At 60.8% G+C, this 26,201-nt stretch carries 25 protein-coding genes; 13 read left to right on the forward strand and 12 right to left on the reverse strand.

Annotated features, from left to right (window positions below; translation table 11 throughout):
* The first annotated feature begins 39 nt into the window (after nucleotides 1-39).
* Both AB4136_RS18150 and AB4136_RS18155 read left to right on the forward strand, forming a co-directional pair.
* Nucleotides 40-837 carry a potassium channel family protein gene (locus AB4136_RS18150; RefSeq protein WP_137901733.1) on the forward strand — a complete coding sequence of 266 codons (798 nt, stop codon included), beginning with the start codon at nucleotides 40-42 and terminating at the stop codon, nucleotides 835-837.
* Between the two features lie 75 nt (nucleotides 838-912).
* Nucleotides 913-1,419 carry a hypothetical protein gene (locus AB4136_RS18155; RefSeq protein WP_137901732.1) on the forward strand — a complete coding sequence of 169 codons (507 nt, stop codon included), beginning with the start codon at nucleotides 913-915 and terminating at the stop codon, nucleotides 1,417-1,419.
* Between the two features lie 66 nt (nucleotides 1,420-1,485).
* On the opposite strand, the gene AB4136_RS18160 is transcribed toward AB4136_RS18155, so the two are convergent.
* Nucleotides 1,486-2,367, reverse strand: a complete 882-nt coding sequence (locus AB4136_RS18160; RefSeq protein ID WP_024926166.1) for a DMT family transporter — start codon at nucleotides 2,365-2,367, stop codon at nucleotides 1,486-1,488.
* A 75-nt stretch (nucleotides 2,368-2,442) separates the two neighbouring features.
* Complete coding sequence (locus AB4136_RS18165; protein ID WP_137901731.1) at nucleotides 2,443-3,771, reverse strand: DNA polymerase IV; 1,329 nt, start codon at nucleotides 3,769-3,771, stop codon at nucleotides 2,443-2,445.
* 64 nt (nucleotides 3,772-3,835) lie between these two features.
* Between AB4136_RS18165 and AB4136_RS18170 the strand changes: the two genes are divergently transcribed.
* Nucleotides 3,836-4,411: a GNAT family N-acetyltransferase gene (locus AB4136_RS18170; RefSeq protein ID WP_024926168.1), complete on the forward strand. Its 576-nt coding sequence runs from the start codon at nucleotides 3,836-3,838 to the stop codon at nucleotides 4,409-4,411.
* Nucleotides 4,412-4,560: 149 nt separating this feature from the next.
* The gene (locus tag AB4136_RS18175; RefSeq protein ID WP_441931542.1) at nucleotides 4,561-6,171 is read left to right on the forward strand and encodes a hypothetical protein; all 1,611 of its coding nucleotides are present in this window, start codon (nucleotides 4,561-4,563) and stop codon (nucleotides 6,169-6,171) included.
* 108 nt (nucleotides 6,172-6,279) lie between these two features.
* Here the strand turns inward: AB4136_RS18175 and AB4136_RS18180 are convergent, their stop codons facing one another.
* A complete protein-coding gene (locus tag AB4136_RS18180) occupies nucleotides 6,280-6,933 on the reverse strand; it encodes a hypothetical protein (protein ID WP_024926170.1) in 654 nt (217 codons plus the stop codon).
* On the reverse strand, nucleotides 6,930-7,232 hold the full coding sequence (locus AB4136_RS18185; protein WP_024926171.1) for a DUF3572 domain-containing protein: 303 nt from the start codon (nucleotides 7,230-7,232) through the stop codon (nucleotides 6,930-6,932). Before AB4136_RS18185 ends, AB4136_RS18180 begins: the two co-directional genes overlap by 4 nt.
* A gap of 240 nt (nucleotides 7,233-7,472) precedes the next feature.
* On the opposite strand from AB4136_RS18185, the gene AB4136_RS18190 reads away from it, so the two are divergent.
* Together AB4136_RS18190 and AB4136_RS18195 are read left to right on the forward strand one after the other, a co-directional pair.
* On the forward strand, nucleotides 7,473-7,844 hold the full coding sequence (locus AB4136_RS18190) for a response regulator (RefSeq protein ID WP_024926172.1): 372 nt from the start codon (nucleotides 7,473-7,475) through the stop codon (nucleotides 7,842-7,844).
* A gap of 33 nt (nucleotides 7,845-7,877) precedes the next feature.
* The gene (locus AB4136_RS18195; RefSeq protein WP_024926173.1) at nucleotides 7,878-9,251 is read left to right on the forward strand and encodes a PleD family two-component system response regulator; all 1,374 of its coding nucleotides are present in this window, start codon (nucleotides 7,878-7,880) and stop codon (nucleotides 9,249-9,251) included.
* Between the two features lie 398 nt (nucleotides 9,252-9,649).
* On the opposite strand, the gene rpmG is transcribed toward AB4136_RS18195, so the two are convergent.
* A complete protein-coding gene (gene rpmG / locus AB4136_RS18200) occupies nucleotides 9,650-9,817 on the reverse strand; it encodes a 50S ribosomal protein L33 (protein ID WP_006201775.1) in 168 nt (55 codons plus the stop codon).
* Between the two features lie 155 nt (nucleotides 9,818-9,972).
* Nucleotides 9,973-11,871 carry an LTA synthase family protein gene (locus AB4136_RS18205; RefSeq protein WP_373426399.1) on the reverse strand — a complete coding sequence of 633 codons (1,899 nt, stop codon included), beginning with the start codon at nucleotides 11,869-11,871 and terminating at the stop codon, nucleotides 9,973-9,975.
* A gap of 273 nt (nucleotides 11,872-12,144) precedes the next feature.
* On the opposite strand from AB4136_RS18205, the gene fabD reads away from it, so the two are divergent.
* From fabD to gmk, 7 genes are all read left to right on the forward strand, one after another.
* Nucleotides 12,145-13,086, forward strand: coding sequence for an ACP S-malonyltransferase (fabD, locus tag AB4136_RS18210; protein ID WP_137901729.1), 942 nt, complete (start codon nucleotides 12,145-12,147; stop codon nucleotides 13,084-13,086).
* Nucleotides 13,087-13,138: 52 nt separating this feature from the next.
* Nucleotides 13,139-13,876 (forward strand): 3-oxoacyl-[acyl-carrier-protein] reductase, encoded by a 738-nt coding sequence (fabG, locus tag AB4136_RS18215; RefSeq protein ID WP_137901728.1) that lies wholly within the window; start codon nucleotides 13,139-13,141, stop codon nucleotides 13,874-13,876.
* Between the two features lie 206 nt (nucleotides 13,877-14,082).
* Entirely contained in the window at nucleotides 14,083-14,319 is a 237-nt protein-coding gene (locus tag AB4136_RS18220) for an acyl carrier protein (RefSeq protein WP_006203723.1), read from the forward strand.
* A 34-nt stretch (nucleotides 14,320-14,353) separates the two neighbouring features.
* A complete protein-coding gene (gene fabF / locus AB4136_RS18225) occupies nucleotides 14,354-15,616 on the forward strand; it encodes a beta-ketoacyl-ACP synthase II (RefSeq protein WP_024926177.1) in 1,263 nt (420 codons plus the stop codon).
* Nucleotides 15,617-15,732: 116 nt separating this feature from the next.
* The gene (mltG, locus tag AB4136_RS18230) at nucleotides 15,733-16,947 is read left to right on the forward strand and encodes an endolytic transglycosylase MltG (RefSeq protein WP_024926178.1); all 1,215 of its coding nucleotides are present in this window, start codon (nucleotides 15,733-15,735) and stop codon (nucleotides 16,945-16,947) included.
* Between the two features lie 22 nt (nucleotides 16,948-16,969).
* Nucleotides 16,970-17,860, forward strand: a complete 891-nt coding sequence (locus tag AB4136_RS18235; RefSeq protein ID WP_137901727.1) for a YicC/YloC family endoribonuclease — start codon at nucleotides 16,970-16,972, stop codon at nucleotides 17,858-17,860.
* Nucleotides 17,861-17,863: 3 nt separating this feature from the next.
* Complete coding sequence (gene gmk / locus AB4136_RS18240) at nucleotides 17,864-18,517, forward strand: guanylate kinase (RefSeq protein WP_024926180.1); 654 nt, start codon at nucleotides 17,864-17,866, stop codon at nucleotides 18,515-18,517.
* 23 nt (nucleotides 18,518-18,540) lie between these two features.
* Here the strand turns inward: gmk and rsmA are convergent, their stop codons facing one another.
* The 6 genes from rsmA to lptF form a co-directional block, all read right to left on the reverse strand.
* Nucleotides 18,541-19,365: a 16S rRNA (adenine(1518)-N(6)/adenine(1519)-N(6))-dimethyltransferase RsmA gene (rsmA, locus tag AB4136_RS18245; RefSeq protein ID WP_024926181.1), complete on the reverse strand. Its 825-nt coding sequence runs from the start codon at nucleotides 19,363-19,365 to the stop codon at nucleotides 18,541-18,543.
* Nucleotides 19,362-20,390, reverse strand: coding sequence for a 4-hydroxythreonine-4-phosphate dehydrogenase PdxA (gene pdxA, locus AB4136_RS18250; RefSeq protein ID WP_024926182.1), 1,029 nt, complete (start codon nucleotides 20,388-20,390; stop codon nucleotides 19,362-19,364). The genes rsmA and pdxA overlap by 4 nt, the downstream gene beginning before the upstream one ends.
* Before the next feature lie 6 nt (nucleotides 20,391-20,396).
* The gene (locus AB4136_RS18255) at nucleotides 20,397-21,329 is read right to left on the reverse strand and encodes a peptidylprolyl isomerase (RefSeq protein WP_024926183.1); all 933 of its coding nucleotides are present in this window, start codon (nucleotides 21,327-21,329) and stop codon (nucleotides 20,397-20,399) included.
* 100 nt (nucleotides 21,330-21,429) lie between these two features.
* Complete coding sequence (locus tag AB4136_RS18260; protein WP_036254018.1) at nucleotides 21,430-23,817, reverse strand: LPS-assembly protein LptD; 2,388 nt, start codon at nucleotides 23,815-23,817, stop codon at nucleotides 21,430-21,432.
* Nucleotides 23,818-23,849: 32 nt separating this feature from the next.
* Nucleotides 23,850-24,935, reverse strand: coding sequence for an LPS export ABC transporter permease LptG (gene lptG, locus AB4136_RS18265; RefSeq protein WP_024926185.1), 1,086 nt, complete (start codon nucleotides 24,933-24,935; stop codon nucleotides 23,850-23,852).
* Nucleotides 24,932-26,131: an LPS export ABC transporter permease LptF gene (gene lptF, locus AB4136_RS18270; protein WP_024926186.1), complete on the reverse strand. Its 1,200-nt coding sequence runs from the start codon at nucleotides 26,129-26,131 to the stop codon at nucleotides 24,932-24,934. The genes lptG and lptF overlap by 4 nt, the downstream gene beginning before the upstream one ends.
* Between the last annotated feature and the right edge of the window lie 70 nt (nucleotides 26,132-26,201).

Below are 26,201 nucleotides of genomic sequence, written 5' to 3' on the forward strand. Positions count from 1 at the left end.
ACGCTGGACGAGCGGCATGGCTGACGCTACCCGATAGGCATGGCGTCTGAAGCGAAGCCCGAGAACGGTACCTCCCTGGCGACATTGCGTGATCGCTTGCGCCGGCTCTATCACGGGCGCACACCCGAGGCCGTTCGTTTTCAGGCGGCGGTGGTGCTTGTCGACATCGTCATCATCGCCTTCTTCATCGCCACGCCCTTGCTGCAGGGTACGGCTTCCTTCCTGTGGCTGGACTATGCGGTGGCGATCCTCGTCGCCGCCGACCTGCTTGCGCGCCTGCTTGCATCCACCGACATGGTTCGGCTCATGCGGCAACCGACATCCTGGGTCGATCTGTTCATCCTGCTGACGCTGCTGTTTCCGACGGCACTGGCCAATCTGAGCTTCCTGCGCATCCTGCGCCTGTGGTCGCTGTCGCGAAGCGGGGTTCTGTGGCGGCATCTCGGCGGAGGTCGGTTTCTGGCCTGGCGCGACACCACCCACGCTGTGGTCAATCTCCTGACATTCCTGTTCGTGGTAACGGGCTTCGTCTACACCTTCTTCTTCCGGCAGGCTTCTGGGCTCGTTGGCTATGTCGATGCGCTCTATTTCACCGTGGCAACCGTCACGACCACCGGCTTCGGCGACATCGTCTTGCCGGGCGTTGCCGGCAAACTCACCTCGATCGTCACCATGATCATCGGCATTTCACTGTTCGTGCGTCTCGCCCAGGCGATCTTTCGCCCGACCAAGGTCCTCTTTCCTTGCCCGCAATGCGGGCTCCAGCGCCACGAGCCGGACGCCGTGCATTGCAAGGCTTGCGGCCATGTCCTCAACATACCGGACGAGGGTAGCTGACCGTTTCGGAACGAAACTGGCGAGCGAACCGCAAGAAGTGACGTTAAAGTTCGTGCTTTGGAGAGAACAGAACGAATGTTGGTCCGCCTCTACCTGGGTGCAGTTCTCGTCGCCCTTTCCCTTGCGCAACCAGCTCATGCCGCGGAGCCGGGGTTCTTTGTCTCGATGGCCGGCAAATGGAGCGGCAAGGGCAGCTTCCGCATCAACACAAAGGCATCACCGGTCAGCGTTTCCTGCTCCTTCACCGCGAAATCCGGTGACGCGTTTCTAACGCTCGACGGCAATTGTCGCGGCTTGATACTGATTTCGCGCAGCATCGGGGTGCGGCTGAAGACCGATGGGCAACGCTATAGCGGGACCTATGTCGGTTCGCGAACCGGACCTGCGGCACTGTCTGGACGTCGCAAGGGGCAGGCGCTCAACCTCGCCATCCGCTGGGCGAAGCTGGTGAATGGCGACCGGGATGCAGAGATGCGCGTCGAGAAGATCGGCGCGGATGCCATGCGCATCGTCACCATCGACAAGGACCTGCCGAGCGGCAAATCGGTCGTCACCGCCCAGATCGACCTGAAGCGCAACTAGCGCGTCAGAACGAGAATCGACATCGGTTTCAGACAATCGGAGGGCGTAGTCGAAGCGCTGGACGCGTCAACTCGCCGCCACTTCGGCGGGTTTTGCCGGTCGCTTTTGCAGGTTGAGCAGGTTGCCCATCAAAATCAGCGCAGCGCCACCGGCGGTGAAGGCATCGATCTGCTCGTGATAGACCAGCCAGCCCAGCAGCGCCGACAAAGGCACGCGCAGGAAATCCATCGGCGAAATCAGCGTGGCGTCAGCATAGGTCAGGGCCCTCGCCATGCAGAAATGCGAGGACATGCCGGTGAATGCGATGGTGAAAATCCACGGCCACAGTGAGAGCGACGGATTGCGCCATTCGAGCAGAGCCGGAACGAGGCCGAGCACCGATTGCACGACGAGCATCCAGAAGATGATGCGCACCACGCTGTCGGTGCGCGTCAACGCCTTCACCATGACCACCGAGGCGCCAAAACAGGCGGCCGCGCCGAGAACAATCAGGTGGCCGGTATCAACCGAGCCGGTGCTCGGACGCACGATGATGACGACGCCGATAAGACCAAGCACGATCGAGGCGATGCGGAACTTGTTGAGGCGTTCGCCGAGGAACAAAACGGCAAGCAGGGCGGTCCAGATCGGGGTGGTGAATTCGATGGAGATCAGCACGCCGAGCGGGATCAATGTCAGCGCATAAAGCCAGGCACCCTGGCCGACATAGTGGATCACGTTGCGCGCGATATGCAGCGGCAGCCGTGGCGAGGCCATGGCGGCGAAACCACCCTGGCTGATGACCAGAGGCAGCAGGATGAACCAGCCGATCACCGAGCGCATCTCCAGAACCTGGAAGACGCTGAGCGCGCTTGTCGTCGCTCGCCCCGCGACCGACATCAGCAGGAAGGACGCGATCGACAACGCCATCCAGAACGCCGCTTTGGGGATCGAGGGAGCCGGTGCCATGAACGCTGTTTCGCAAGCCGACCGTTGTCCGGCAATCCATAGACCCGCCAATCTTCTGGGCCAGAGGATGCGGCGTCAGTCGTCGAGATGTTCCGGCGGATGGGCATTGCGCCCCTTGCCGAACGTATAGCCGGTTTCCACCGCCTTGCGTCCGAACTTGTCGCGCAACGTGTCGATTGCGCCCTCCGCCAGCGCCCGCTTGCGCGATTGCAGATCGACAAGATCAGGCGGATCGGCCTTCTCGTCGTCGGAAAGGTCGCTGACGCCGATGCCCAGAAGGCGATATCTGGTGCCGTCCGCCTCGCGGCGCAACAGATCGAGCCCGGTTGAAAAGATGCGGTCGGCGAGGCGGGTCGGATCGGCAAGCTGGCGGTTGCGGGTGCGTGTCTTGAAATCCTGGCTCTTGAGCTTGAGCACCACCGTGCGGCCGGCTATGCCGGCCTTCTTCAGTCGCGCCGATACTTTCTCGGACAAGGCCCGCAGTACCGGAACGAGGTCGTCCATCTTGGCGATGTCGGTATCGAACGTCGTTTCGGCGGATACGCTTTTTGCGTCATGGTCTGGATGAACGCGTCGATCGTCCTCGCCGCGCGACAGGCGGTAGAGCCGATCCCCCATCACCCCATAGCGGCCCATCAGGTCGCTGCGTTCCATCTTCTGCAATTGGCCGATCATGCGGATGCCGTCGCGGGCCAGCACTTCGGCGAAGGCCTTGCCGACTCCCCAGATCATCGTCACCGGCTGCTCGGCGAGGAACGACATCGCTTCCTTCTCGCCGATCACCGCGTAGCCGCGCGGCTTGCGAAAGTCCGATGCGATCTTGGCCAGGAACTTGCAGTAGGAAAGCCCGGCCGAAACAGTGATGCCGATCTCTTTCTCGACCGTCTGCGCGAAACGCGCCAGCACCAGCGCGGGCGGCAGGCCATGCAGCTTCTCCGTTCCGGCAAGGTCCAGGAACGCCTCGTCGATCGAGATCGGTTCGACCAGAGGTGTCAGCGCTAGCATCATGGCGCGCACCTCGCGTCCCACCCGCACATACTTCTCCATGTCCGGTTTGACGACGATGGCCTCGGGGCATGCCTCGAGCGCCTTGAACATCGGCATCGCCGAGCGTACGCCATGGATGCGGGCAATGTAGCATGCGGTCGAGACCACGCCGCGCTTGCCGCCGCCGACAATGACCGGCTTGTCGCGCAGCGCCGGATTGTCGCGTTTCTCGACCGCCGCATAGAAAGCGTCGCAGTCGATATGGGCAAGGTGCAGGCTGTAAAGTTCGGCATGGCGAACGATGCGCGGGCTGCCGCATCGTTCACAGCGCATCGCTCTGCTGCGCTGTGGCGTCAGGCAGTCGCGACAAAAACCATGCTCGGGATCGTTGACAGGTGCCGCCATCACTGCGAACATAAAGAGAACATTGTCAATGTAGTCTACACGGCCGGTCCATGCAAGGCGACTGGAGGGACGCGTCATGAGCATCGAAATCCACCATTTGACCCCGGATCTATGGCCGCAATTCGAAGATTTGTTCGGCAAGCAGGGCGCCTGCTATGGCTGTTGGTGCACGCATTTCCGGCTGCCTCCGGCGGAACGGCGGTCGGGCAGTCGCCAGAGCAACAAGGATCATATCAGGACACGCATCGAGGCTGGGCCGCCGCCGGGCCTGCTGGTGTTGGAAGATGGCGTGGCGAATGGCTGGATGCAGATCGGTCCGCGCGCCGACGTGCCCGAGTGGAACAACAAGGGCAGGGGATCGGCGCCGGTCGATGCAACCGATGCGGACGATCCAGCTGTGTGGGCAATCTCGTGTTTTTTCATCCGCACCAAGGCTCGTGGTCAGGGACTGACCCACCGGCTGGTGGCCGGCGGCATCGATTTTGCCCGTAGCAGCGGAGCCCGGATGATCGAAGCGTGCCCGATCGACCTGTCGCGCGATTCGCGTTCCGTCGGGCTGTTCGTTGGCTCTTCGCGCGTTTTCGAGCAGGCAGGCTTCCAGCGTCTTGTCGAACGCAAGGCGGGGCGACCGCTGATGCGGCTGATTCTGTAGTCCGTCGGCGCACCTGCAGCGCCATCGGCCTTCAAGCCACGCCGGCTGCGTTGGCCTTGTCATGTCGCCTTGTGATTGAGGCTGTAATTTCCTACGAAGGGTCCGATCGGATTGGGCTTTTCGTCCTTGAACAAAAGTGGAGACCATAAGTGCGCCGTGTTTTGACGACTGTTTCGGCTTTGGCGATCTGCGCCCCGGCCTTCGCACAGGGCATCGATGCCCAGGGTGCCGCCCAAGTCCAGAAGGACATTGCCCGCTATCTCGGAAATCAGGCTTTCGAGAAGGGCGTTGTAAAAGTGGAGCCTAAGGGTGACGCCTACCAGCTCACCGTCGATTTCAAGGCGCTCGTCAAGGCGATGCCAGAGCAGGATTTCGTCAAATTCGACCTGCCGCCCTATGTGCTGAATGTCAAACCGCGCCCCGACGGCACCTGGGATGTCGGCAGCACCTTCTCGTCGAAGGGAACGTTCGAGGTAAAGGGCCCCGAGGGACAACAGACCACCGAGTTCGATCTGAAGGACGGCAAGATGGCCGGCGTCTACGACCCGGCCCTCGCTGCCTTCACCAATCTGACGTCCTCGATGGCCGACATGACCATGGCTTCGAAGGATGCGAAGTCGAGCGTCGAGGCACGCGCCGGGGCGACAACGATGACCGGCACCGCGACCAAGGCGGCGGACGGTGGCGTCGATTTCGCCATGTCGCAGACGCTGGCCGACTTCAGCGAGACGGTGACGATCGACGATGGCGAAAGCGGTCTGAAGGTGCCGTTGACCTTCCATTCGCCGAGCCTTGCGGTGGATGCGACGGCCAAGGGGTTGCGCAGCCGCGCGATACTCGATCTCGTCGGTTTCGGCGTTGCCAATGAGGACGAAGCCAAGCTCAAGGCCAATCAGGCGGAGCTGAAGACGTTGCTTCTGGCGGCGTTGCCGGTCTGGCAGCGCTTTGACGGCACCTATAAGTTCAAGGATTTCAAGGTCGGCACGCCACTCGGCGAGTTCAACACGACCGAACTTGTGGCCAAGTTCGGTGCCGATGGCGTCAGCAAGAACGGTACGGTGAGCTACGGGCTGAAGGCCAGCGGCCTGACTGTGCCGGCAATAGCGGCGCAAATGCTGCCGACCTGGAGCGCTTCGCTGTTGCCCACCGATATCGAGCTCAATTTCGGCGGCGCCAATCTCGATCTCGATACCATGGCGCGCAAGTCCATCGACGCCTTCGACCTGACCAAGGAGCCGCCGCTGCCCGCCGAATTCGGCGACCAGATCGGAGCCGAGTTCCTGGCCAAGTCGCCCAAGGTACTGATCGAGCCCAGCGTCATCAAGAACAAGGACACCGAGATCGCGTTCAAGGGCGAGGTCCGTTTCCCGTATGACAAGCCGGACCCGACCAAGAAGCCGGACGTCGACATGACGGTGACCGTCTCTGGCTACGACAAGATCGTGGAGACGCTGCAGGAAGCTTCCAAGACCACACCGGATGCAAGCAATGCCGTTGCCGCCGCGCTGGCAATGAAGGGTTTTGCCAAGACCCTGCCGGACGGCCGCATCGAATGGGTGGTGAACGGCAAGTCGGACGGATCCGTCATCGTCAACGGCGTCACGGTCAAGGCAGCCGACCCGGTCGTGCAACCCGGCGAGGAAGGCGTGACGGACGACAACGCGACGGACGATCAGGCCACCGATCCGGCGCAGGACCCCGACCAGAGCGAGGAGGCGCCGCAGGATTCCGAACAGGAGCAGCCGGCGCCACAGCAATAGAGGCCACGCGGCTGCCGGTTCGACCGCGATAAAAAATGGAAAAGCCCCGCCCAGAGATCATGAGCGGGGCTTTTCTTTTGTGGGATATCCGCGCGTTAAGCGGTCTTTCTAAACGCCCAGCGCCTGGGCGATCTTTGGAGCGGCTTCGTGCCAATCCTGTACCACGATCAGGTCGTCCGGCAGCGGCGGCAGGAACGCACGCAGCGAATTGTCGGCCATCAGGTGGAAAAGATGCGCATCGGCAACCGAACCACGCGCCGAGATCAGATTGTTGGGCTGATCGTCGACGAAAGCGATCGGTCGCCCCTTGTCGCCGCGAAGTTTTGCCACCGCCGGGCCCTTGGCCATTTCGGTGGTGAGCAGCGGGTAACGGAGGCCGAGCTGGTCGAGATGGGCGCGCCGCGCGGAGCGATGCTTGTGCGGCATCGCCGTCAGCAACACGATTTCGGCCCGGTCCTCCAGTGATTTCAAGGTCTCAGCAGCGCCTTCAGCAACATACTGCCACTCAGCCTGGCCGGCGAAGAAGTCGTCCAGCAGCGTGTGCACTTCATGCTGCTCGGCCACCCGGCCTGTGCCACGCTCGGAGACATTGCCGGTCAGCCTGAACGAGGCGAAGGTCAGATCGTAGCCGCGCTGTTCGAGAAAGCGCGGAAACGGGCGGATGAATTCGAGGATCACGTCGTCGACGTCGAGCACCAGCAGCGGACGGTGGTCGCTGGCCAGTTCGGCGATCTGGCGGGCTGTCTCTGGATCGTCACTCATGTCGAACGCTCATAATCGTCTTGGTTTCCGAGCGGCAAGGCGTGCAACGCCTTGCCGACCGCTGCCGGCGGGGTGCCGGTCTCCTCGCAGAAGCGCATCAAGGTCGGTTCATGCGCCAGGATGAATTGCAATACTCCGGCCAGGAAGCCAGGTTCCGCCGCCGCGCGCCGGATCGAACTGGCTTCGATGCCGGTAATCGCAAGGAAGCGGGGCAGCAATTCTGCGTCGCTGGCAACAAAGGCCAACGCGCCGACGGCGAGGGCCTCTGCCTGCTCACGCATTGACGCTGCGTCTGCCATCGCTACCTTTGATTCCGACAATGGTGATGAGTCTGCATCTGGAAGTAGTCACAAGCGTCGCCAAGGGCAAGGCTTGTGTGATGTTGCTGTTGTCTTGTTGTGTGCAGACTGGTCGGATTTCACACCGCCGGTTTGCGTTTCGTCAATCATCTCGCGCTAATGTGGAGCCGGGTTTGGGCGCTTCGGGATGGAGTGCATCACGACGGTTTCCGCGCGGGAATGTCGTCGGAGCGGGAAAGAATGCCGAAGAAGGTAATGATCGTCGAAGACAATGAGCTCAATATGAAGCTCTTTCGCGACCTCATCGAGGCCAGCGGCTATGAAACCGTGCGCACCCGTAACGGTCTCGAAGCGCTCGATCTTGCGCGCAAACATCGGCCCGACTTGATCCTCATGGATATCCAACTGCCGGAAGTGTCAGGGCTGGAAGTGACCAAGTGGCTGAAGGAAGACGACGAATTGCACGTCATTCCGGTCATCGCGGTCACCGCCTTCGCCATGAAGGGGGATGAGGAGCGCATTCGCCAGGGTGGTTGCGAAGCCTATATTTCGAAGCCGATATCGGTGCCGCGCTTCATCGAGACCGTGAAATCCTATCTGGGTGACGCCTGATGGTTGTTCGCCACCAGCCCGGAGCCGCATGAAATGACTGCCCGCATCCTTGTCGTCGACGACGTGCCGGCCAACGTCAAGCTACTGGAAGTTCGGCTCCTAGCTGAATATTTCGACGTGCTGACGGCGACGAACGGCCCCGATGCGATCGAGACCTGCGAGAACGGCAAGGTCGATGTGGTGCTGCTCGACGTCATGATGCCGGACATGGATGGTTTCGAAGTCTGCCGCCGCTTGAAGAGCGATCCGGCCACGGCCCATATCCCGGTGGTGATGGTCACCGCTCTCGATCAGGTGACCGACCGCGTGCGGGGGCTTGAGGCTGGCGCGGACGACTTCCTCACCAAGCCCGTCAACGATCTTCAGTTGATGACCCGGGTGAAAAGCCTGGTGCGCCTCAAGATGCTGACCGACGAGCTGCGCCTTCGCGCTTCGACTACACGCAACATCGGCATCGAGGAATTGCTGGCGCGCAACATCGCCGACGACGATACCTTGCCGCGCGTGCTTCTTGTCGATGAGCGCGAAGCCTCTTCGGAACGCATTCGCAAGGCCTTGCGGGATCGGGTCGCGCTTGACACGGCGAAGGATCCGCATGCCGGCTTCTTCCAGGCAGCCGAGACGCCTTACGAATGTGTCCTCGTGTCGACCGATTTCGCCGACTTCGATCCGCTGCGGCTTTGCTCGCAATTGCGCTCGCTCGACCGCACCCGCTTCGTGCCGATCATATTGCTGGCCAACCAGGGTGAAGAGGACAGGGTCATTCGCGGCCTGGAACTCGGCATCAACGACTATCTGACCAGGCCGATCGATCCGCATGAGTTGATCGCGCGGTTGCGCACGCAGGTTCGCCGCAAGCGCTACAATGACCAGCTGCGCGCTTCCGTGACCCAGACCATCGAGATGGCGGTGACGGACGGGCTGACCGGCCTGCACAACCGTCGCTACCTGGATAGCCATCTGCAAACCTTGTTCGACCGGGCTGTGGCGCGGCGCCGGCCGTTGGCGGTGATGATAACCGACCTCGATCGCTTCAAGACCATCAACGACACTTTTGGCCATGACGGTGGCGATGACGTGCTGCGCGAGTTTGCCTATCGCCTGCGCAAGAACGTTCGCGGCATCGACCTTGCCTGTCGTTTCGGCGGCGAGGAGTTCGTCGTGGTCATGCCGGATACGGAAGGCGCGATCGCCGAAAAGGTTGCCGAGCGCATTCGCGCCGAAATCGCGAAGGTGCCGTTTGCAATCGGGCGAGACGGACAGACCGCGGAGATTACGATCAGCGTCGGCGTTTCCTCGCTGCTGCACGGGCGCGATACGGTCGAGGCCTTGATGAAGCGGGCTGATCTGGCCCTCTACGAAGCCAAGAACAGCGGCCGCAACAGGGTGGTGGCCAACGCAGCCTGACGGCAAGCAGCCGCTCCGTGCTCGCCGATAACGCTGACTGTTTACCTTAACCCCGGCGATTCGCGGTCCGTGGTTAAGAAAGTGTTGATTTTTGAATAAGCTTGGGCAAATGTGCTCGCGCAAATGAGGGACGGTCGGTGCGGGGGCAAATCCGGCAGTTCCACTGATACCCCATGATGCTCAGGTCCGCCGCATCTCCTGGGTCCGTGGGGTCGGCCGGCCGGCGCTGGCATATAGTGGCCTCCTCGTACCGCTGCCATCACGCCGACCGGCCCCCTTATTCTTCACTCTCGACATCAACAAAATGTCCTAGAGGGTGGAGAATGCCGGTTTTCCGTCCGCGCAAACAAAAACGCCGCCCAGAGGGCGGCGTTTTGCATTTCATGACGGAAACCAGATTACTTGATCTTGGTTTCCTTGAATTCGACATGCTTCTTGGCGACCGGGTCGTACTTGCGGAACGACAGCTTGTCGGTCTTGGTGCGGCTGTTCTTGCTCGTCACATAGAAGAAGCCGGTGTCGGCGGTCGAAAGAAGCTTGATCTTGATGTTCGCGGCTTTGGCCATGATGTTCGTCCGTTGATTTCGTGGAGTTCGAGCCGCTGGGACACGGGAAGAAAACCCCGGACGCGGAAAACTTGGCCGGACACATAAAGAAAGCGCTCGGAAAGTCAAGTCCGGCCAAGGGCTAGGCCGGATTTTCATGCGTCTGCCGGCGTCCGTCAGCTCGTATGCGCGACGAGTTTGTTCACCGTTTCCGGGAAGAAGTCGGGCGCGGACCAGCGCTTGCCGAACATCATGTCGTACTGCAGGTAGCGATAGTCGCGGATGAGCGGGGCGATCTCCTTCTGCCTCGCCCAGTCGGCCGTGGCGGCGCCGTCGGTGGCAAGCAGCAGGTTGCGGTCGACAACGTTGTATCGTTCGCTGATCTGGCCGAGGAAGTCCGTGTAGTAGGGGTGCGTGATGCCTGCGGCCTTGAGCAGATGATAGGGCAGGAAGGCCGGGCTGATCGAGCCGACGTCCTTCGCCGGCCCCGTCCGGTTGGACCAGACGACCAGCGGCGTTTCGCGGTGCAGGCGCATCTGATCGGGCGCTTCCTTGCGTGGCGCCACATTGTCCTTCAGGAACCCGGTCTCGACATAGACCGGACCGAGCGGCGGCAGATGATCGCCGAAGAACACGATGACAGTCGGCCGCTCACGCTTCTGAGCCCAGTCCATCAGCCGCTTGAGATTGATATCCGCGTCAGCCGCACCCTCGGCATAAGAAGCCAGCGAATCCCGTGCCCATTGGCTGATCGGCGCCTGCACGACACGCGTGGTGTCGGAGTAGCGGGTGGGTTCGTAGGGGCCGTGATTCTGCAGGCTGACCGCGAAGTAGAAGAACGGCTCCTCCGAAGCGTCCGCCGCGCTGATGAGCTGGTCGGTCATCGCTTCGTCGGAGGCGAGCGGCCCGCGCTTTGCCATGTAAGGCATGGTCTCTTCCGACTGGAAGTCGTCGAAGCCGAAATCGGCATAGACCGCGGTGCGGTTCCAGAACCAGTTGGTGCCCGGATGGAAGGCCCGTGCCGAATAGCCTTCGCTCTTCAGAAATGTTGCCAACGAAGGAACCGGCGCGCGCACATATTGCTGGTAGGGAATGGAGCCGGCCGGCAGGAAGGCATTCGAGAAACCGGTCAGTGCTTCGAATTCGACATTGGCCGTCATGCCACCGAACTCGGGCGAAAACACCGAGCCAGCGCGGGCCGCACGTACCGTCGGGATGGGGTCAGGCGTGACGGAGACGTTCGGCAGCGTCATCGGATCCCAGAAGGATTCGCTCATCACCATGATGATGTCGGGCTTGTCCTCGGGCACAACCGCGCCCACCTCGGGTCTGGCGATCGTCTCGATTGCCTTGTCTGAATAGCCCAGGGGAGCCACGACATGGGCCATAGGCACGTTGAGTGCGAAGGCCAGCGCGAAGCCGTTCGAATTGTAGTTTTCCTTCTGGTCCCACATCATCGGGATGATCTGCAGACGATCGCGCGTCCACGAGAAAGCGGCGTAGTCCATGATCGAAACGAAGAACGCCAACAGGGGAATAGCCACGGTGAGGCGGGCGAGACGGGCCTTGTAGCGCAATGTCGAGGTGCGGCGGCGCCAGCCGAGCCACAATGCGATGAGCAAGGCAATCGTCGCCAGGATGCCTGCGCCGAGCGCAACGCCTGTCCAAGGGCGTTCGCGCACCAGGAGCGGCATCAGTTCCACAATCTGCCGCGCGTAAAGAAAGTCCGTGGGATAGAGCGGATCGCCGAGATAGCGCGATTTCTGGTGGCCGATGAAAGCGAGCGCCAGCGTCACCGGCGCGAAGATCATCACGCCCTGGTAATTGCGTCCAAGCAGGGCATCGAGGCCGATGAGGATGAGGGTGAACAGAACGACCGTCGTCCAGCCGGGCTTGAATGGCTGCACGAAGAAGCCGAGTGTGCTGACGATGTCGCCGCGGAAGATGAGCTCAATGGCGAAAACCAGCACGGCCGACGCCACCAGGGTGACCAGGCAATACCGCATGGCACGCCTTTCTTCTCCCGGCTCGAAGCCGGGGAAGGCGCTGTCATACTTATGCTTCGGCGCAGTCATACCGCTCCCCGACAAACCTTTCGCCAATTCGTAGATCCCCACCTGCATTATGAATGCGTCATCAAACTGTCATTCAAATGTCACGGAAAGCTAGCGCCTGTGGCAAAATTTAGAAGAGCCAGCAAACGAATCGTGTTCGGTTTTTATCATGATTGATCGCTGCAAAACTGGCTGGCGCCGCTCCGCGTGTCTCGCCCGGCGGGCACGCTGGGCTCTTGACTTGTGGGCTGGGCTTGCGCACAGGCAGGCGTGATTAACCAGTTGGAGCTCTCTATGGCGGTGGCATTCACCTTTCCGGGGCAGGGCAGCCAGGCGGTCGGCATGGGCAAGGACCTTGCCGATGCATTCCCCGAAGCCCGGCGCGTCTTCGAAGAGGTCGATGAGGCCCTCGGTGAAAAACTGTCCTCCCTGATCTGGGAAGGACCCGAGGAGACACTGACTTTGACGGCCAATGCCCAGCCGGCCCTGATGGCCGTATCGCTTGCTGCCGTGCGCGCGCTGGAAGCCCGTGGCTTTTCGCTGAAAGATAAGGTCGCCTATGTCGCGGGTCATTCGCTGGGCGAATATTCCGCACTCGCCGCCGCTGGCTTTGTCTCTGTAGCCGATGCCGCCCGCCTGCTGCGCATTCGCGGCAACGCGATGCAGTCGGCCGTTCCGGTGGGCGAGGGCGCCATGGCTGCCATCATCGGCCTTGAACAGCCCGATGTCGAAGCTGCCTGTGCCGAGGCTGCAAAAGGATCGGTATGCCAGGTGGCGAACGACAATGGCGGCGGCCAGCTGGTGATTTCCGGCGCCAAGGCGGCAGTGGAACTGGCGGCCAGGCTTTGCACGGAAAAGGGCGCCAAGCGCGCGCTGATGCTCCAGGTGTCGGCTCCTTTCCATTCCGCGTTGATGGCACCTGCCGCCGAAGCCATGCGCGTGGCGCTGGCGGGAGTGGCAAAGAACGCCCCGGTCGTTCCCGTTGTCTCCAACGTCTCGGTGTCGCCGACGACGGACCCGGATACGATCGCCGCCCGTCTGGTCGAGCAGGTCACCGGCCGGGTGCGCTGGCGCGAAACGGTCGAATGGTTCGGCGCCAATGGCGTGACCACGCTTTATGAAGTTGGTGCCGGCAAGGTATTGTCCGGTCTGGCGCGGCGCATCAATCGCGATATCGCGACCGTTTCCGTTGGAACTCCGGCCGATATCGATGCCGCGCTCGCGGCGCTAGCTTAGAAAGCCTGATGACCCCACCCATATTAAGGGTGCGCTTGAGAGGGGACGAAACATGTTCGATCTGACTGGCCGCAAGGCGCTCGTCACCGGAGCCACAGGTGGCATTGGCGAGGCCATTGCGCGCCTGCTGCATAAGCAGGGCGCGGTTGTCGGCCTGCACGGCACGCGCGTCGAGAAATTGGAGGCACTCGCCGCCGAATTGGGTGACCGGGTGAAGATCTTTCCGGCAAACTTGTCCGACCGCGACGAAGTGAAGGCGCTGGGCCAGAAGGCGGAAGCCGATCTGGAGGGCGTCGATATCCTCGTCAACAATGCCGGCATCACCAAAGATGGCCTGTTCGTGCGCATGTCCGATGCCGACTGGGACAGCGTCATCGAGGTCAATCTGACCGCCGTCTTCCGGCTGACGCGCGAACTTACCCACCCGATGATGCGTCGCCGCTATGGCCGCATCATCAACATCACCTCCGTCGTCGGCGTTACCGGCAATCCCGGCCAGGCCAATTATTGCGCCTCGAAGGCCGGCATGATCGGCTTCTCCAAGTCGCTGGCACAGGAGATCGCTACCCGCAACGTGACCGTCAATTGCGTCGCCCCCGGCTTTATCGAATCGGCTATGACCGACAAGCTGAACGATAAGCAGAAGGAAATGATCATGGCCGCCATTCCGGCCAAGCGCATGGGCACGGGCGAGGAGGTTGCGTCGGCGGTCGCTTATCTTGCTTCGACGGAAGCTTCCTACGTCACCGGCCAGACGCTCCACGTCAATGGCGGCATGGCGATGATCTGACGTTCCGACGCGACCCGTGATCGCGTTGGAAAAACACCCTTACCGCCTTGGATGCCAGGCCGTTTTCGTGTAATGCGGCCCGCAACCCGGCGGTTCGGGCAAAAGCCGGCCAGTTATTGTTGTATTCAGCCCGGCCTATCTTTCAGCTTGATTAGCGGCATTGTGCCCGCTAACGAAGACAAGACAATAGAACGAAGGATGCCAAAATGAGTGACACCGCAGAGCGCGTCAAAAAGATCGTTATCGAGCATCTGGGCGTCGATGCCGACAAGGTGACTGAGCAGGCCTCCTTCATCGACGATCTCGGCGCGGACAGCCTCGACACGGTTGAGCTTGTCATGGCGTTCGAGGAAGAGTTCGGCGTTGAAATCCCGGACGACGCGGCAGAGACCATCCTCACGGTCGGCGACGCCGTGAAGTACATCGACAAGGCCTCGGCCTGATTTTTCCGGCTTACGTCTTCGGAGAGGGCATGCAATGAGGCGCGTCGTCGTTACGGGCCTCGGCCTGCTTTCACCATTCGGCGTTGGGGTCGAGCACGGCTGGCGAGAATTGCTCACCGGCCGTAGCGCCGCGCGGCGCGTCACCGAGTTCGAGGTCGAAGATCTTGCCTGCAAGATCGCGCACGTGATTCCACGTGGTAACGGCGAGGACGCCACCTTCAACCCGGAAGCCTTCCTGGAACCCAAGGAACTGCGCAAGATCGGCGACTTCATCCTGTACGGGATTGCGGCCGCCGATGAAGCGCTGAGGGATTCCGGCTGGCAGCCGAAGACGCATGAAGAACAGTGCGCGACCGGCGTGATGATCGGTTCGGGCATTGGCGGCATCGAAGGCATCGCTGAGAATGCGCTGATCCTTCAGGAAAAAGGGCCGCGCCGTATCAGCCCCTTCTTCATTCCTGGGCAGATCATCAATCTGGTCTCTGGCCAGGTGTCGATTAGGCACGGTCTGAAGGGACCGAACCATGCCGTGGTGACGGCTTGCTCGACCGGCGCGCATGCGATCGGCGACGCAGCCAGGCTGATCCAGTTCGGCGATGCCGATGTCATGGTTGCGGGCGGTGCCGAAGCGCCGGTCACTCGCCTTTCGCTGGCTGGTTTCGCGGCTTGCCGCGCGCTTTCGACCGAGCGCAACGATACACCTGAAAAGGCTTCGCGCCCCTATGATCGCGACCGCGACGGTTTCGTCATGGGCGAGGGCGCCGGTGTGGTGGTTCTGGAAGAACTGGAACACGCCAAGGCGCGTGGCGCCAAGATTTACGCCGAGGTCACCGGTTACGGTCTCACCGGCGATGCCTATCACATCACCGCGCCGGCGGAAGACGGCGACGGTGCTTTCCGCTGCATGACGGCGGCGTTGAAGCGTGCCAAGCTGACGCCTGCCGACGTCGACTACATCAATGCCCATGGCACCTCGACCATGGCCGACACGATCGAGCTCGGCGCCGTCGAGCGCCTGGTCGGCAATGCAGCTTCGAAAGTTTCGATGTCGTCCACCAAATCGTCGATCGGCCATCTTCTGGGCGCCGCGGGCGCCGCGGAAGCGATCTTCTCGATTCTGGCCATTCGCGACAACATCGCACCGGCTACCATCAATCTCGACAATCCTGAACGCGAGACGGCAATCGACCTCGTGCCGAATAAGCCGCGCGAGCGTCAGATCGATGTGGCGCTGTCCAATTCCTTCGGATTTGGCGGCACCAACGCATCGCTGGTTTTCCAGCGCTACAATGGCTGATTGACCGGCTCCCAACGGTCTTTCGACAGCTCCAGGGCGGACAAGTCCGTCATTTTTGCCACAATCCCCTCTACTGTCCCGAGGGGATTCGTCGATAGAACCTATGGCAGGGCGTTATGAACACCACACCGGCGAACAACGAAGACGGCGGCCAGGTCACCACGCAGCCGACGACGATCATACCGAAGACCGCAAGCGAGGCCTTGCGCCCGGAAGCCGGTACGCCGCCGCCGTCCAAGCGTTCGCGCGCTTCGCGCGGCCAGATCGTGGTTTTCATGAACTTCTTGGTATCCTGCGTCATGCTCGCCGTTCTGGCGACCGGCGCCGCCGTCTATTTCGGTCGGCAGGAGTTCTTTGAGGCAGGCCCGTCGGCCAATGGCGACACCTTCCTGGTCAAGCCAGCCACCGGTGTCCAGGACATTGCCGATCAGCTCGAGCGGCGCGGCTTCATCAGCGATGCGCGCATCTTCCGGCTCGGTGTGCGGGCCTATGGCAACGACCAGGCGCTCAAGGCCGGCGAGTATGAGATCAAGCCGCATGCGTCGATGCGCGAGATCATGAATCTTCTGAAAAGCGGCAAGTCGGTGATGTATTCACTGACCATTCCGGAAGGTCTGACGGTCGAGCAGGCGTTTGCACGCGTCGCCGCGGAGGATGCCCTGACGGGCAACATGCCGACGCAACTGCCTGCTGAAGGCAGCCTGGCCACTGACACGCTGCGTTTCACGCGCGGTGCCACCCGCCAGCAGATGGTCGACAAGCTGCTTGCCGATCAGAAAGAGCTGGTCGATGAAATCTGGAAGCGTCGTTCGCCCGATCTGCCGTTGGCCAATGCCGACGAATTCGTCACCCTGGCTTCGATTGTCGAAAAGGAAACGGGCCGTAGCGACGAGCGCTCGCGCGTTGCAGCGGTCTTCCTCAATCGCCTCAACAAGGGTATGCGCCTGCAGTCGGATCCGACGATCATCTACGGATTGTTCGGCGGCAAGGGCAAACCCGGCGACCGGCCGATCTATCAGTCGGACATCGACAAGCAGACACCCTATAACACCTATCAGATCAACGGTTTGCCGCCGACGCCGATCGCCAATCCCGGTCGCGCTTCGCTTGAGGCCGTGGCCAATCCATCCAAGACCAAGGATCTCTATTTTGTCGCCGACGGCAATGGCGGGCATGTGTTTGCCGAAACGCTCGACGACCACAATCAGAATGTCGCCCGCTATCGCGCACTCGTGAAGAAGCAGGCGGAGGACGCGGCGAAGTCCGGCAATTCCGAGCAACCTGCTGACAACGGCGACAATGCCGGCACCGGGGCCAACGCGGCCCAATAATATGCGCTTGGGGGCGCCTGGCATGAATCTGCAAAGTATGACGGGCTTCGCACGCGCGGTTGCCGACCATCAGGGAACTGCGATTGCCTGGGAAGTGAAATCGGTCAACGGCAAAAGCGTTGAAGTTCGCTTGCGCCTGCCGCAGGGTTTCGACCGGCTGGAGCCTCTCGTCCGGCAGGTCGTGCAGAAGCGTTTCGCGCGCGGCAATTTCCAGGCGACACTGACGGTCGGTCGTCCGAGTGGCTCATCCGCTCAGCCCGTAGTCAACGAGGCTTTCCTCAAGGACATTGCAGGTCTCGCCAAGCGATTGCAGGAACAGTTTGGCGTATCGCCCGCATCGGCCGACGGACTGCTTGCGTTGCGAGGTGTTCTCGAAGTTCCGGAAGCACTCGAGACGGAAGAAATGCGCGGCGCGCTTGATGCCGTCATTGAACATGCGCTCGATGAAGCACTGACAGGTCTTGCATCCGCGCGCCGGAATGAAGGCGAGGCGCTGCGCATCGTGTTGTCCGGCCATCTGGATGCGATCGAGGCGCTGACCCTGCGCGCCGAGGCCGATCCTTCGCGCCAGCCCGGCGTCATTCGCGAGAAGATCGCAGAGCAGGTACGATTGCTGATGGACACTGGTGCCGCGCTGGACGAAGCGCGCCTCAACATGGAGGCTGCCTTCCTTGCGACCAAGGCGGATATCCGCGAGGAGATCGACCGGCTGAAGACCCATGTGGCATCGGGCCGGACATTGCTGGCCGGCGGCGGCGCGGTCGGCCGCAAGCTCGATTTTCTGGCGCAGGAATTCAACCGCGAATCGAATACGCTGTGCTCGAAGTCGAACGCCGCAGCAGTCACCGCGATCGGATTGGAACTGAAGGCCGTCGTCGACCAGTTTCGCGAACAAGTTCAGAATCTGGAGTAGCAGATGGCCATCAAGGACACCGGTTCCCGCATCCGTCGCCGGGGCCTGATGCTCGTTCTGTCGTCGCCATCCGGTGCCGGCAAGTCCACCATCGCGCGCAATCTCCTGGAAGCCGACCATGGCTTCGAGCTGTCTGTCAGCGTGACCACCCGCCCGCGCCGCGGCAGCGAGATCGACGGTCGTCACTACCATTTCCGCACTAGGCGCGAATTCGAGATCCTGCGCGACAATGACGAACTGCTCGAATGGGCGGAGGTGCACGGCAATTTTTACGCGACCCCGCGGGAGCCGGCGGAACGAGCCATGGCCGAAGGCCGCGACATGTTGTTCGACATCGATTGGCAAGGTGCCAAGCAGCTGCGTGAGAAGATGCGCGGTGACATCGTGTCGGTCTTCATCTTGCCGCCGTCCATGGCTGAATTGAAGGCGCGACTGAAGCGGCGCGCCGAAGATCAGGAAGCCGTGATCGAAACCCGGCTGAAGAATGCTCGCGACGAGATCGAGCATTGGACCGAATACGACTTCGTTGTCATCAATGATGATCTGGATCGGGCTTTTACCGAAGTGAAGGCGATCATAAGCGCCGAACGGCTGCGGCGGGACCGCCGTCCCGGCCTGTTCGATTTTGTTTCCGGTCTGCTCGACGAGGCGCTCTGAGCCCCACGTCTTGCGATAGATCGCTAAAGCGAATTCGCCAGGCGCACAAATTCTTCGACACTGAGCGTTTCGGCACGGCGGGTCGGGTCGATACCGACACGATCCAGCAGTGCTTCACCGCCAAGGCTTTTCAGGCTTTGTCGCAGCATTTTTCGGCGTTGGCCGAAGGCCGCCTCGGTGACACGACCGAGCAATTTCACATTGACGGGCGAAGGCGCCGGTCGCGGCGTCAAATGCACCACCGACGACGTTACTTTCGGCGGCGGCGTGAAAGCCTGCGGCGGGACGTCGAAGGCGATCCTGGCTTCGGTGCGCCAGCCGGTGAGAACCCCAAGCCTGCCATAGGCATCGCCATTGGCCTTGGCCACGATCCGTTCCGCCACTTCGCGCTGGAACATCAGCGTCAGCGATTCGTAATAAGGCGGCCAAGTGTCGACGGTTAGCCAGCGAACGAGCAATTCCGTACCGATATTATAGGGCAGGTTGGCGACGATCTTGACGGGACCGTCTGGGACCAACGTTTCGAAATCGGTCTTCAGCGCATCGCCTGCAATCACTTCCAATCGACCCGGATAGTGGTTCGACACTTCCGCCAATGCGTCGAGGCAACGCTCGTCCCGCTCGATGGCGACGACGCGGCGGGCACCATTGAGCAACAATGCGCGCGTCAATCCACCAGGGCCGGGACCCACTTCGATAACCGTTGCTTGCGACAGATCGCCAGCGGTCCGTGCCACCTTGCTGGTCAGATTGAGGTCGAGCAGGAAGTTTTGACCCAGCGCCTTCTTTGCCTGAAGTCCGTGGCGCTCAATGACCTCGCGCAGTGGTGGCAGACCGTCAATGCTCATATCGTCACCGGCGCTCGGACATTATCGGCAAGTTTTCCAGCCAATGTCAGTGCAGCGATCAGGCTATCGGGGCGTGCGATACCCTTTCCCGCGATGTCGAAAGCCGTGCCATGGTCGGGCGAGGTACGAATGAACGGCAGGCCTAGCGTAACATTGACGGCTTCATCGAAGGCCAGCGTCTTGGCCGGGATCAGCGCCTGGTCATGATACATGCACAGTGCGACGTCGTAGCCGGAACGAGCCCGCGCGTGAAAAAGCGTGTCGGCCGGCAGCGGACCGCGCGCATCGATACCTTCGGCCCGTAAAATCTCAACAGCCGGGCGGACGATCTCCAGATCCTCCTTGCCCATGGAGCCATCCTCGCCAGCGTGCGGGTTGAGGCCCGCGACAGCTAGGCGCGGGTTCTTGATGCCGAAACGCGCCCTGAGATCCTGCGCCACGACCCGCGCGGTTGTCGTGATCAGATCGGTGGTGAGCACCTCCGGCACAGTTGCCAGCGCTATATGAATGGTGATCGGGACTGTGCGCAACTCAGGTCCAGCCAGCAACATGACTGGCGTCACCGTCTCGCCGGTGCGCCTGGTGGCGAGGTGCGCCAGGTATTCAGTATGGCCGGGGAAGCCGAAACCGGCGTCGTAGAGCGGCTTCTTGGCGATCGGGCAGGTGACCACGGCCGCTGCCTTGCCATCGAAAGTGTCGCTGACTGCCCGATCGATCGCCTCGATCACACCTTGCGCATTGGCAGGATCAGGCTGGCCCGGTGTGTCGACAAAACGGGCCGCCAGCGGCACGACAGGCAGGCTGTGCTCGAAGGCACGCGACGCTTCCTCCTGCGCAACTTCCTCGACCTTGACCCCGATGCCAACGCTACGCGCACGTGCAGCGACCAGTGCAGGATCACCAAGCAGATAAAACGGCCGAATGGAATGACGATGGCGGTTTTGCCAGGCAGCAAGGGCAATCTCGGGACCAACACCTGAGGGGTCGCCGATACTCAACGCGAGCGGTAGTTCGGTTGCGCCCACGGCCGATCAGCGCTGTACGATGACGGCCTTGGCCTTCAGCTCGGAAACGTATTTTTTGCTCAGTGCGTCGGCTGCGTCGTCCTTCTTGCCGCCGCCAAAGCCTTCGGTCTGCAGCACCATCTGGGCGACTTTGTCGTCCGAGACTTCGCGCGCCGAACACACGCCAATGAATTCGATGCCGCGATCGGTTTCGCGCACGCTGGTCGCGCCACCGGCCTTGGTTGCCTTGACCTGGTCGGCCCAATCCGCGGGCAGCTGCGGCGCCAACACGCGACCGAGATCACGTACTGTGACGTCGATCAGTCCCTTGGCGAATTCGCGCGTGGTGTTGCAACCATTGAACCGGGCGCGCATCGCTTCCGCTTCGCGCTTGCGTTTGGCCATCGACGAACCGCGTTCTGCAGGGGGTACGACGAAGATGATCTGCTGCAACAGATACTCGGTGGCGGAGGGCTTGCTGCCGCCTTTCTGCAGCATCTTGCGCACGGCATCCTGCTCGCTCAGCCCGCCTTGCTCGGAGCGGTTGCGCATGGTGAGCGCCTGATTCCAAGCCATCTGCGCGCGAATGAATTCCTTGAAATGCTGCTTGGTGACGCCGGACTTGTCCATGATCCCGTCGAGCTGGGCAAGTTGCATCTTGTTGGTCGAGGCAAAGCGCGCATAAGCGTCCTCCACCTGCTTGTCCGAGATGCGGATGCCCAACCGCCTGGCTTCGGCAAGACGCAGGGTCTGGTCGATCATCTCCTGGGAGGCGTCACCCTTGCGCTTCTGCAGGCGCAGGAAAGCGGCGCGATGCTGAATGTCGCCACTGGTGATGGCAAGGTTGTTGACGACATATTTGATTTCACTGGCGAAGACCGATTGCGTCGACAATGTCAGCGATATGCCGGCCGTTGCCACTAGGAGCGCCAAGCTCGCGGAAAAGAGCTGTTTCCTCATCGTCCGTTCCAAATCCAATCCGATTCCGGCTCAAATCTTAGCCAGATTTGTCGTTTGCATGCCTGTCCTATGCGGCGAAACCGTGTCCTGCAAGGGCTGGCTATTGGAAACTGCTGGTGGTCGAGCCGAAATCGCCGATCGTGCGGAACGAGATGTTGAAGCCGAAATTGCGAGTCACTTCCTTGGTCACGCGGTCACGGCTTTCCGAAACGGTCATCAGGTAGGTGAAGCACTCGTCGTCATAGGCAAAACCAAGACCATCGCTGGTCAGCACTTCGGCCTTGATGTCGTATGTGCTCGATCCGAAGATGCGCCAATTCTGGTTGAGGCGTGTCGAAGCACCGAATGTCACCTCATGGCGATCGACCGGGAAGCCATAGTCCGGCTGAGCCTGGATGAAGGCGTATTGCGCCGAGACCGAAATCGGCGACGAGCCGCTATAGGCCGTCCGCAGTTCTGTCCGACGGACTTCGAAAGTGCTGGCGTCGAAGCGCCCGCTGACTGACGCCGACAAACCACCGGGGCTAGTGAAGCCAGCCAGGCCGACGAAATCGGATGTGTCGGTCTGCAGGCCGGAATAGGCGCCGACATTGACGAGATCCGGCTGAGCGAAGGAATTCGTGCCCGACAGCTGATAAGATTGGCCAAACAGCGCGTTCGTCGTCCAGCCATTAGCGTAGCTGCCGGAATAACGCACACCCACATTGGCGCGGGTACCACCCTCGATCCGATCATAACCTGAGAATTTGTCGCGCTCGAACAGGGTCGTGGCGTCGAACACCATGCTCTGTGCGTCCTCATTGGGAACGCGCAGGCCACCGACATAAGGCTCGTTGGGGCGCAGGAACAGCTGAGCCATCGGCTCGACAACATGCGAGCCACCGGTCAGGCTGGAAAACAAAACCGGCCAGCGCATTTCAAGACCAGCCGTCGCCATGGTCCTTGCGAAGGACGAGCGCATGTCGGTAGCCACACCCTGTGCAACTGCCATCTGATTGATGGCGTTGATCGAACCCGAGGAGGCATTCAAGTAGTTTGCGTCCGCTTGGAAAGCGAGCAGCGGGGTGAGCACCAAACCGCCGTCGGTGACGAAACTACGCTTCCATTCGGCTTCTGCTGTCAGACGCCCGGATTCACCCTCGATGCCACGAACGCGCTGAACAGCCGACAGCGTATCGTAGGGCGTGACGAAGGCCTGATCGAGACGGTCGCGCCTGATAACGCGTGCATTCAGATTGACCGACAATTGGCCGCCAGCCAGCGGTGCGTCGGGGATGTAGGCATAGTCCAGCGACGGCAGTACCCACGGCTGGAATTCGTCGCGCGCACCGGTCTGATAGCGTGCGCCAGAGGTCTGCGGCAACGTCTTTTCTTGCACTTGGAAGTGCATCGCGCGCAAGTCGAAATAGTTCCTGTCGTTCAGGCCGGTCAAATAGACTTCCGACCGATGTACGGAGTCATTGTAGCCCTGAATATGATAAGTGCTCGAAAAGTTTTTATCCGTCTGTACCAGAATGTTCCAACCGAAATTCCAACGCGAATTGATCGCAAACTGGCCTTTGGTGCCCATCATGCCGCGGAGTTTGTTCGGGTCGCCATCTGGTCCGGAGTCGACGGTGTTCGCATCGAATTTTCCGGGTTGTTTCTGGTTGATGCCGGCAATGCGCAAGCTGTACTGGCCGTTGTCGAAACGCTGGCGCCACTCAGCCTCGCCCAGAAAGCCCTGATTCGTATAGTACGTGCCGCGCGCAGTGACGTCGTAGGTCGGTGACAGCGCCAAGTAGTACGGAATACTGATTCCCGTGCCAAGTTTGCTGTTGATAGAGATGCCTGGCATCAGGAAGCCGGTCTTGCGCTTTACGGTCGGGTCGGCGATTTCGAAAGCCGGCAGGAAGGCGAGGGGGAAGCCGAAGAACTCGAAATTGGAGTTCTCGAACCGCACCGTCTTCTTCTGGCCGTTCCAGATGATCTTGCGCGCCTTCACACGCCAAATCGGCGCCTTGTCCGGCTTGTCCTCACATGGCTCGCAGGCCGTATAGACACCATTGTGGAATGTGGTCAGGACGCCACCGATACGTTCGGCGCTTTCAGCGCCGAAATAGGTTTTGTCCGGGGTCTCGACACGCAGGGCGTTAACGAATCCGTCGGCGAAATCGTCGGTAAGATCGATGTGCTCGGAATTGATCTTGGTGCCATCGCTCTGCACCAACTGAGCGTTACCTGAGGCAACAAGGCGTTTCGTTTTGCGATCGTAGTCGACGCGCTGAGCGACAAGTTTGTTGCCGCCATATTCGATCTGGACGCCGCCGACCGCGGTCACCGTCTGCTTGTCGTTGTCGTAGACCAGCGTGTCTGATTCCAGGAGCATCTGGGAACCAGCCGGAACAGTGGGTGTCTCCACCTTTTGGGCCGCCGCCGGGGTGACAAAAACGCTGCCTGCAACAAGGCATGCCAAGACGCTCACGCCGCACAGCAACGCAGCGCGCATTGAATTACGGCCGTGCAAAACCGCCCTCACCACTAGCCGTCTTCCCTGTAAAGCAGGAACGTTACCCCAAAGAACATCGCCACGACCACCGGAAACCATGCAGCTACGATGGTCGGGACGAATCCCGCCACTCCAAACGCTTTGACCAAAACAGATACGACATAAAGCAGAAACCCCGCAACGACGCCACCCAGAATCATCGTTGCCGATTGTCCCATTCGTGCAAATCTCATCGAGACGGTTGCCGCAATAAGCGTCATCGCAATCAGAAGGAAGGGCATCGCGACCAACGAATCGAATTGCATGGCGAACGCATTTGCCTTCAGACCGAAAGATCGAGCAACTTCAATCTTCTGCGGCAGATCGTAAAATGGGATTGTCTCCGGCCGAGCCAACCGCTCTTGAACGAATTCCGGCCTGAGGTCGGTCGGCAGCCGGTCGGAATCCCGCTTGCTGGCGTTGCCGTCTTTCAGGATGGTTACGTCTTGCAGATCCCAATAGCCGTCGCGGAGGAATACCTTTTTGGCGTCCTTGCGTTCGATGATGTTGCCCTGGGGATCGAGCAGGAAGAACGACGCGTCCGCCATCTCCAATCCCTGGTTCAGGATGGCGCGAGCACCGATGATTGTGTCGCCTGCCGATGTTTTCTGCCGGATCCACGGGGCTGCGCTTGCCGAGACATCGTTGGATGAACCCGATCGAAGATCGCTTTCGATCTGCTCGGATTGAGAAAATCCATAAGCAGCCAGCGGGTTGAGCACGCCTACCGCGACGGCTCCGAACATCAGTGCGCCGATGCAGCAGGGGAGCAGGAACTGCCAGGCGGAAATGCCGGCGGAACGCGCGATCACCAATTCATATTTGCGGTTGAGCGACACGAGCGTGGCCATCGCCGAGAACAGACCGACGAACGGTACGGTCTGCAGCATGATCATCGGCACGCGCAGCGCCGAGATCGCGAAGCCGAGTTGATATGAAAAACCGGGCAGGCCGGCAATTCGGCCGGTCAATTCGGTAAAATCGATCAGGAAAACGAGCGCGAATAGCCCGAGGAAAATCCAGATGGTGATCCCGAGGTAACGGAAGAAGAAATAACGACCGAGCGTCCAACCCATCACGCTCTCCCTTGTCGGGAAGCGACCCGATTGGCCCACCAAAGTCGCAGGCGCGGACCGAAGTCACCCATTCGGGAAAACATGTTCGTCAGCCAGTCAGCCCAGCTTACCGGTAGCTCCATGCGATGATTGGAATAGATCACCCAGCCGGCCACGACCGACGCGGCAAAAGGCACGGCCAGCACAACATAGTTGTAAAATGGATTGGTGCTCGCTTTGCCGGCGGCGAAGAAACCCAGCCAACGCACGAACAATGCAATGCAAACGGCAGTGATCAGTGGATGGATGCGCGCCTCGCGATGCGATCGGGCATCGCCGGCGACGGCAAGGGCGATCATCGCGAAGGCCAGCGTATAAGCCCATTCCGAGAACCGCAGCGCCAGTTCGGCCCGGTACGTGTCCGGCGATTGCTGGTAGATCTTGTCGTTCGGGTTCGGATTGAGCAGGTACTGAGTCGTCTGGTCTTTTGGATAAAGCGTGGTTTGTGCCGCAGTCGCGAAGGCCGACAGGTCGAAGGCGTAGGATGTGAAACGAATGACCGAAACGTCGCCGGCTGGTGCCTTACGATGGACGACGCCATCGTTCATCAGCAGCACCTTTTCCTTGCCCTTGTCGATTACCGCCCCGGTCTTGGCGTAATACACCAGATCAGTCCCGGGCTGGCGGGAGTCCGCGACGAAGATGCTGCCCAGCCCGCCATCGGCAAAACGTTCGCCGATCTGCACGAACAGCCCATCTTCGATTTTCCGGAAGGTGCCTTCCTGAATGATCAGCGACAGGAAATCAGCGCGGGCGCTGGCGATGAGTTCCCGGTTCTTTTGACGGGCATAGGGCTCGACGCCATTATCGACGATGAAGGAAAATACGCCTGCCGCCAGCGCCAGGATCAGGATCGGCTTGATGACGGTCATACGCGACGAGCCGGCGGCGCTGATGACCACCAGTTCCGAATCGGAATTCATCACGCTCAGCGTCTGCGCGACCGCCACGATGAGGGCAAAGGGGACCACGATCGGTATGATCGTGGGCAAAATGAGAGCGGCGACCTGAAAAAAGGTAGCAGCCGACTGTCCGTTATCCGTGACCAGATTGATGCGCGTGAGGACCTGCGTCGTCCAGACAATTGCCAGCGTCCACGCCAACGCCGCGAGAAAGAGCGAGAGCGCACGCCGGAATATGTAGAGCTCGGCGACCTTCATTCAGGGCAGTTCTTCTCGATTGATCTCGACGTGTGTCGCTGGTTTGAAGTTATCTTTCCGGTGACACCCA

Origin of the sequence: Mesorhizobium sp. 2RAF21 (assembly GCF_052115345.1) — a bacterium.
GTDB classification, from domain to species: Bacteria; Pseudomonadota; Alphaproteobacteria; order Rhizobiales; family Rhizobiaceae; genus Mesorhizobium; species Mesorhizobium terrae.

Excerpts from the sequence above, each read along its gene's own strand:
- gmk (WP_024926180.1), top strand. The coding sequence starts at position 17,864 with ATGGCCATCAAGGACACCGGTTCCCGCATCCGTCGCCGGGGCCTGATG.
- fabF (WP_024926177.1), top strand. The coding sequence starts at position 14,354 with ATGAGGCGCGTCGTCGTTACGGGCCTCGGCCTGCTTTCACCATTCGGC.
- AB4136_RS18235 (WP_137901727.1), top strand. The coding sequence starts at position 16,970 with ATGAATCTGCAAAGTATGACGGGCTTCGCACGCGCGGTTGCCGACCAT.
- AB4136_RS18180 (WP_024926170.1), bottom strand. The coding sequence starts at position 6,933 with ATGAGTGACGATCCAGAGACAGCCCGCCAGATCGCCGAACTGGCCAGC.
- AB4136_RS18165 (WP_137901731.1), bottom strand. The coding sequence starts at position 3,771 with ATGTTCGCAGTGATGGCGGCACCTGTCAACGATCCCGAGCATGGTTTT.
- fabG (WP_137901728.1), top strand. The coding sequence starts at position 13,139 with ATGTTCGATCTGACTGGCCGCAAGGCGCTCGTCACCGGAGCCACAGGT.
- mltG (WP_024926178.1), top strand. The coding sequence starts at position 15,733 with ATGAACACCACACCGGCGAACAACGAAGACGGCGGCCAGGTCACCACG.
- AB4136_RS18160 (WP_024926166.1), bottom strand. The coding sequence starts at position 2,367 with ATGGCACCGGCTCCCTCGATCCCCAAAGCGGCGTTCTGGATGGCGTTG.
- AB4136_RS18170 (WP_024926168.1), top strand. The coding sequence starts at position 3,836 with ATGAGCATCGAAATCCACCATTTGACCCCGGATCTATGGCCGCAATTC.
- lptF (WP_024926186.1), bottom strand. The coding sequence starts at position 26,131 with ATGAAGGTCGCCGAGCTCTACATATTCCGGCGTGCGCTCTCGCTCTTT.
- AB4136_RS18195 (WP_024926173.1), top strand. The coding sequence starts at position 7,878 with ATGACTGCCCGCATCCTTGTCGTCGACGACGTGCCGGCCAACGTCAAG.
- rpmG (WP_006201775.1), bottom strand. The coding sequence starts at position 9,817 with ATGGCCAAAGCCGCGAACATCAAGATCAAGCTTCTTTCGACCGCCGAC.
- AB4136_RS18190 (WP_024926172.1), top strand. The coding sequence starts at position 7,473 with ATGCCGAAGAAGGTAATGATCGTCGAAGACAATGAGCTCAATATGAAG.
- AB4136_RS18260 (WP_036254018.1), bottom strand. The coding sequence starts at position 23,817 with ATGCGCGCTGCGTTGCTGTGCGGCGTGAGCGTCTTGGCATGCCTTGTT.
- AB4136_RS18205 (WP_373426399.1), bottom strand. The coding sequence starts at position 11,871 with ATGACTGCGCCGAAGCATAAGTATGACAGCGCCTTCCCCGGCTTCGAG.
- AB4136_RS18185 (WP_024926171.1), bottom strand. The coding sequence starts at position 7,232 with ATGGCAGACGCAGCGTCAATGCGTGAGCAGGCAGAGGCCCTCGCCGTC.
- AB4136_RS18220 (WP_006203723.1), top strand. The coding sequence starts at position 14,083 with ATGAGTGACACCGCAGAGCGCGTCAAAAAGATCGTTATCGAGCATCTG.
- AB4136_RS18255 (WP_024926183.1), bottom strand. The coding sequence starts at position 21,329 with ATGAGGAAACAGCTCTTTTCCGCGAGCTTGGCGCTCCTAGTGGCAACG.
- AB4136_RS18155 (WP_137901732.1), top strand. The coding sequence starts at position 913 with ATGTTGGTCCGCCTCTACCTGGGTGCAGTTCTCGTCGCCCTTTCCCTT.
- AB4136_RS18150 (WP_137901733.1), top strand. The coding sequence starts at position 40 with ATGGCGTCTGAAGCGAAGCCCGAGAACGGTACCTCCCTGGCGACATTG.
- rsmA (WP_024926181.1), bottom strand. The coding sequence starts at position 19,365 with ATGAGCATTGACGGTCTGCCACCACTGCGCGAGGTCATTGAGCGCCAC.
- fabD (WP_137901729.1), top strand. The coding sequence starts at position 12,145 with ATGGCGGTGGCATTCACCTTTCCGGGGCAGGGCAGCCAGGCGGTCGGC.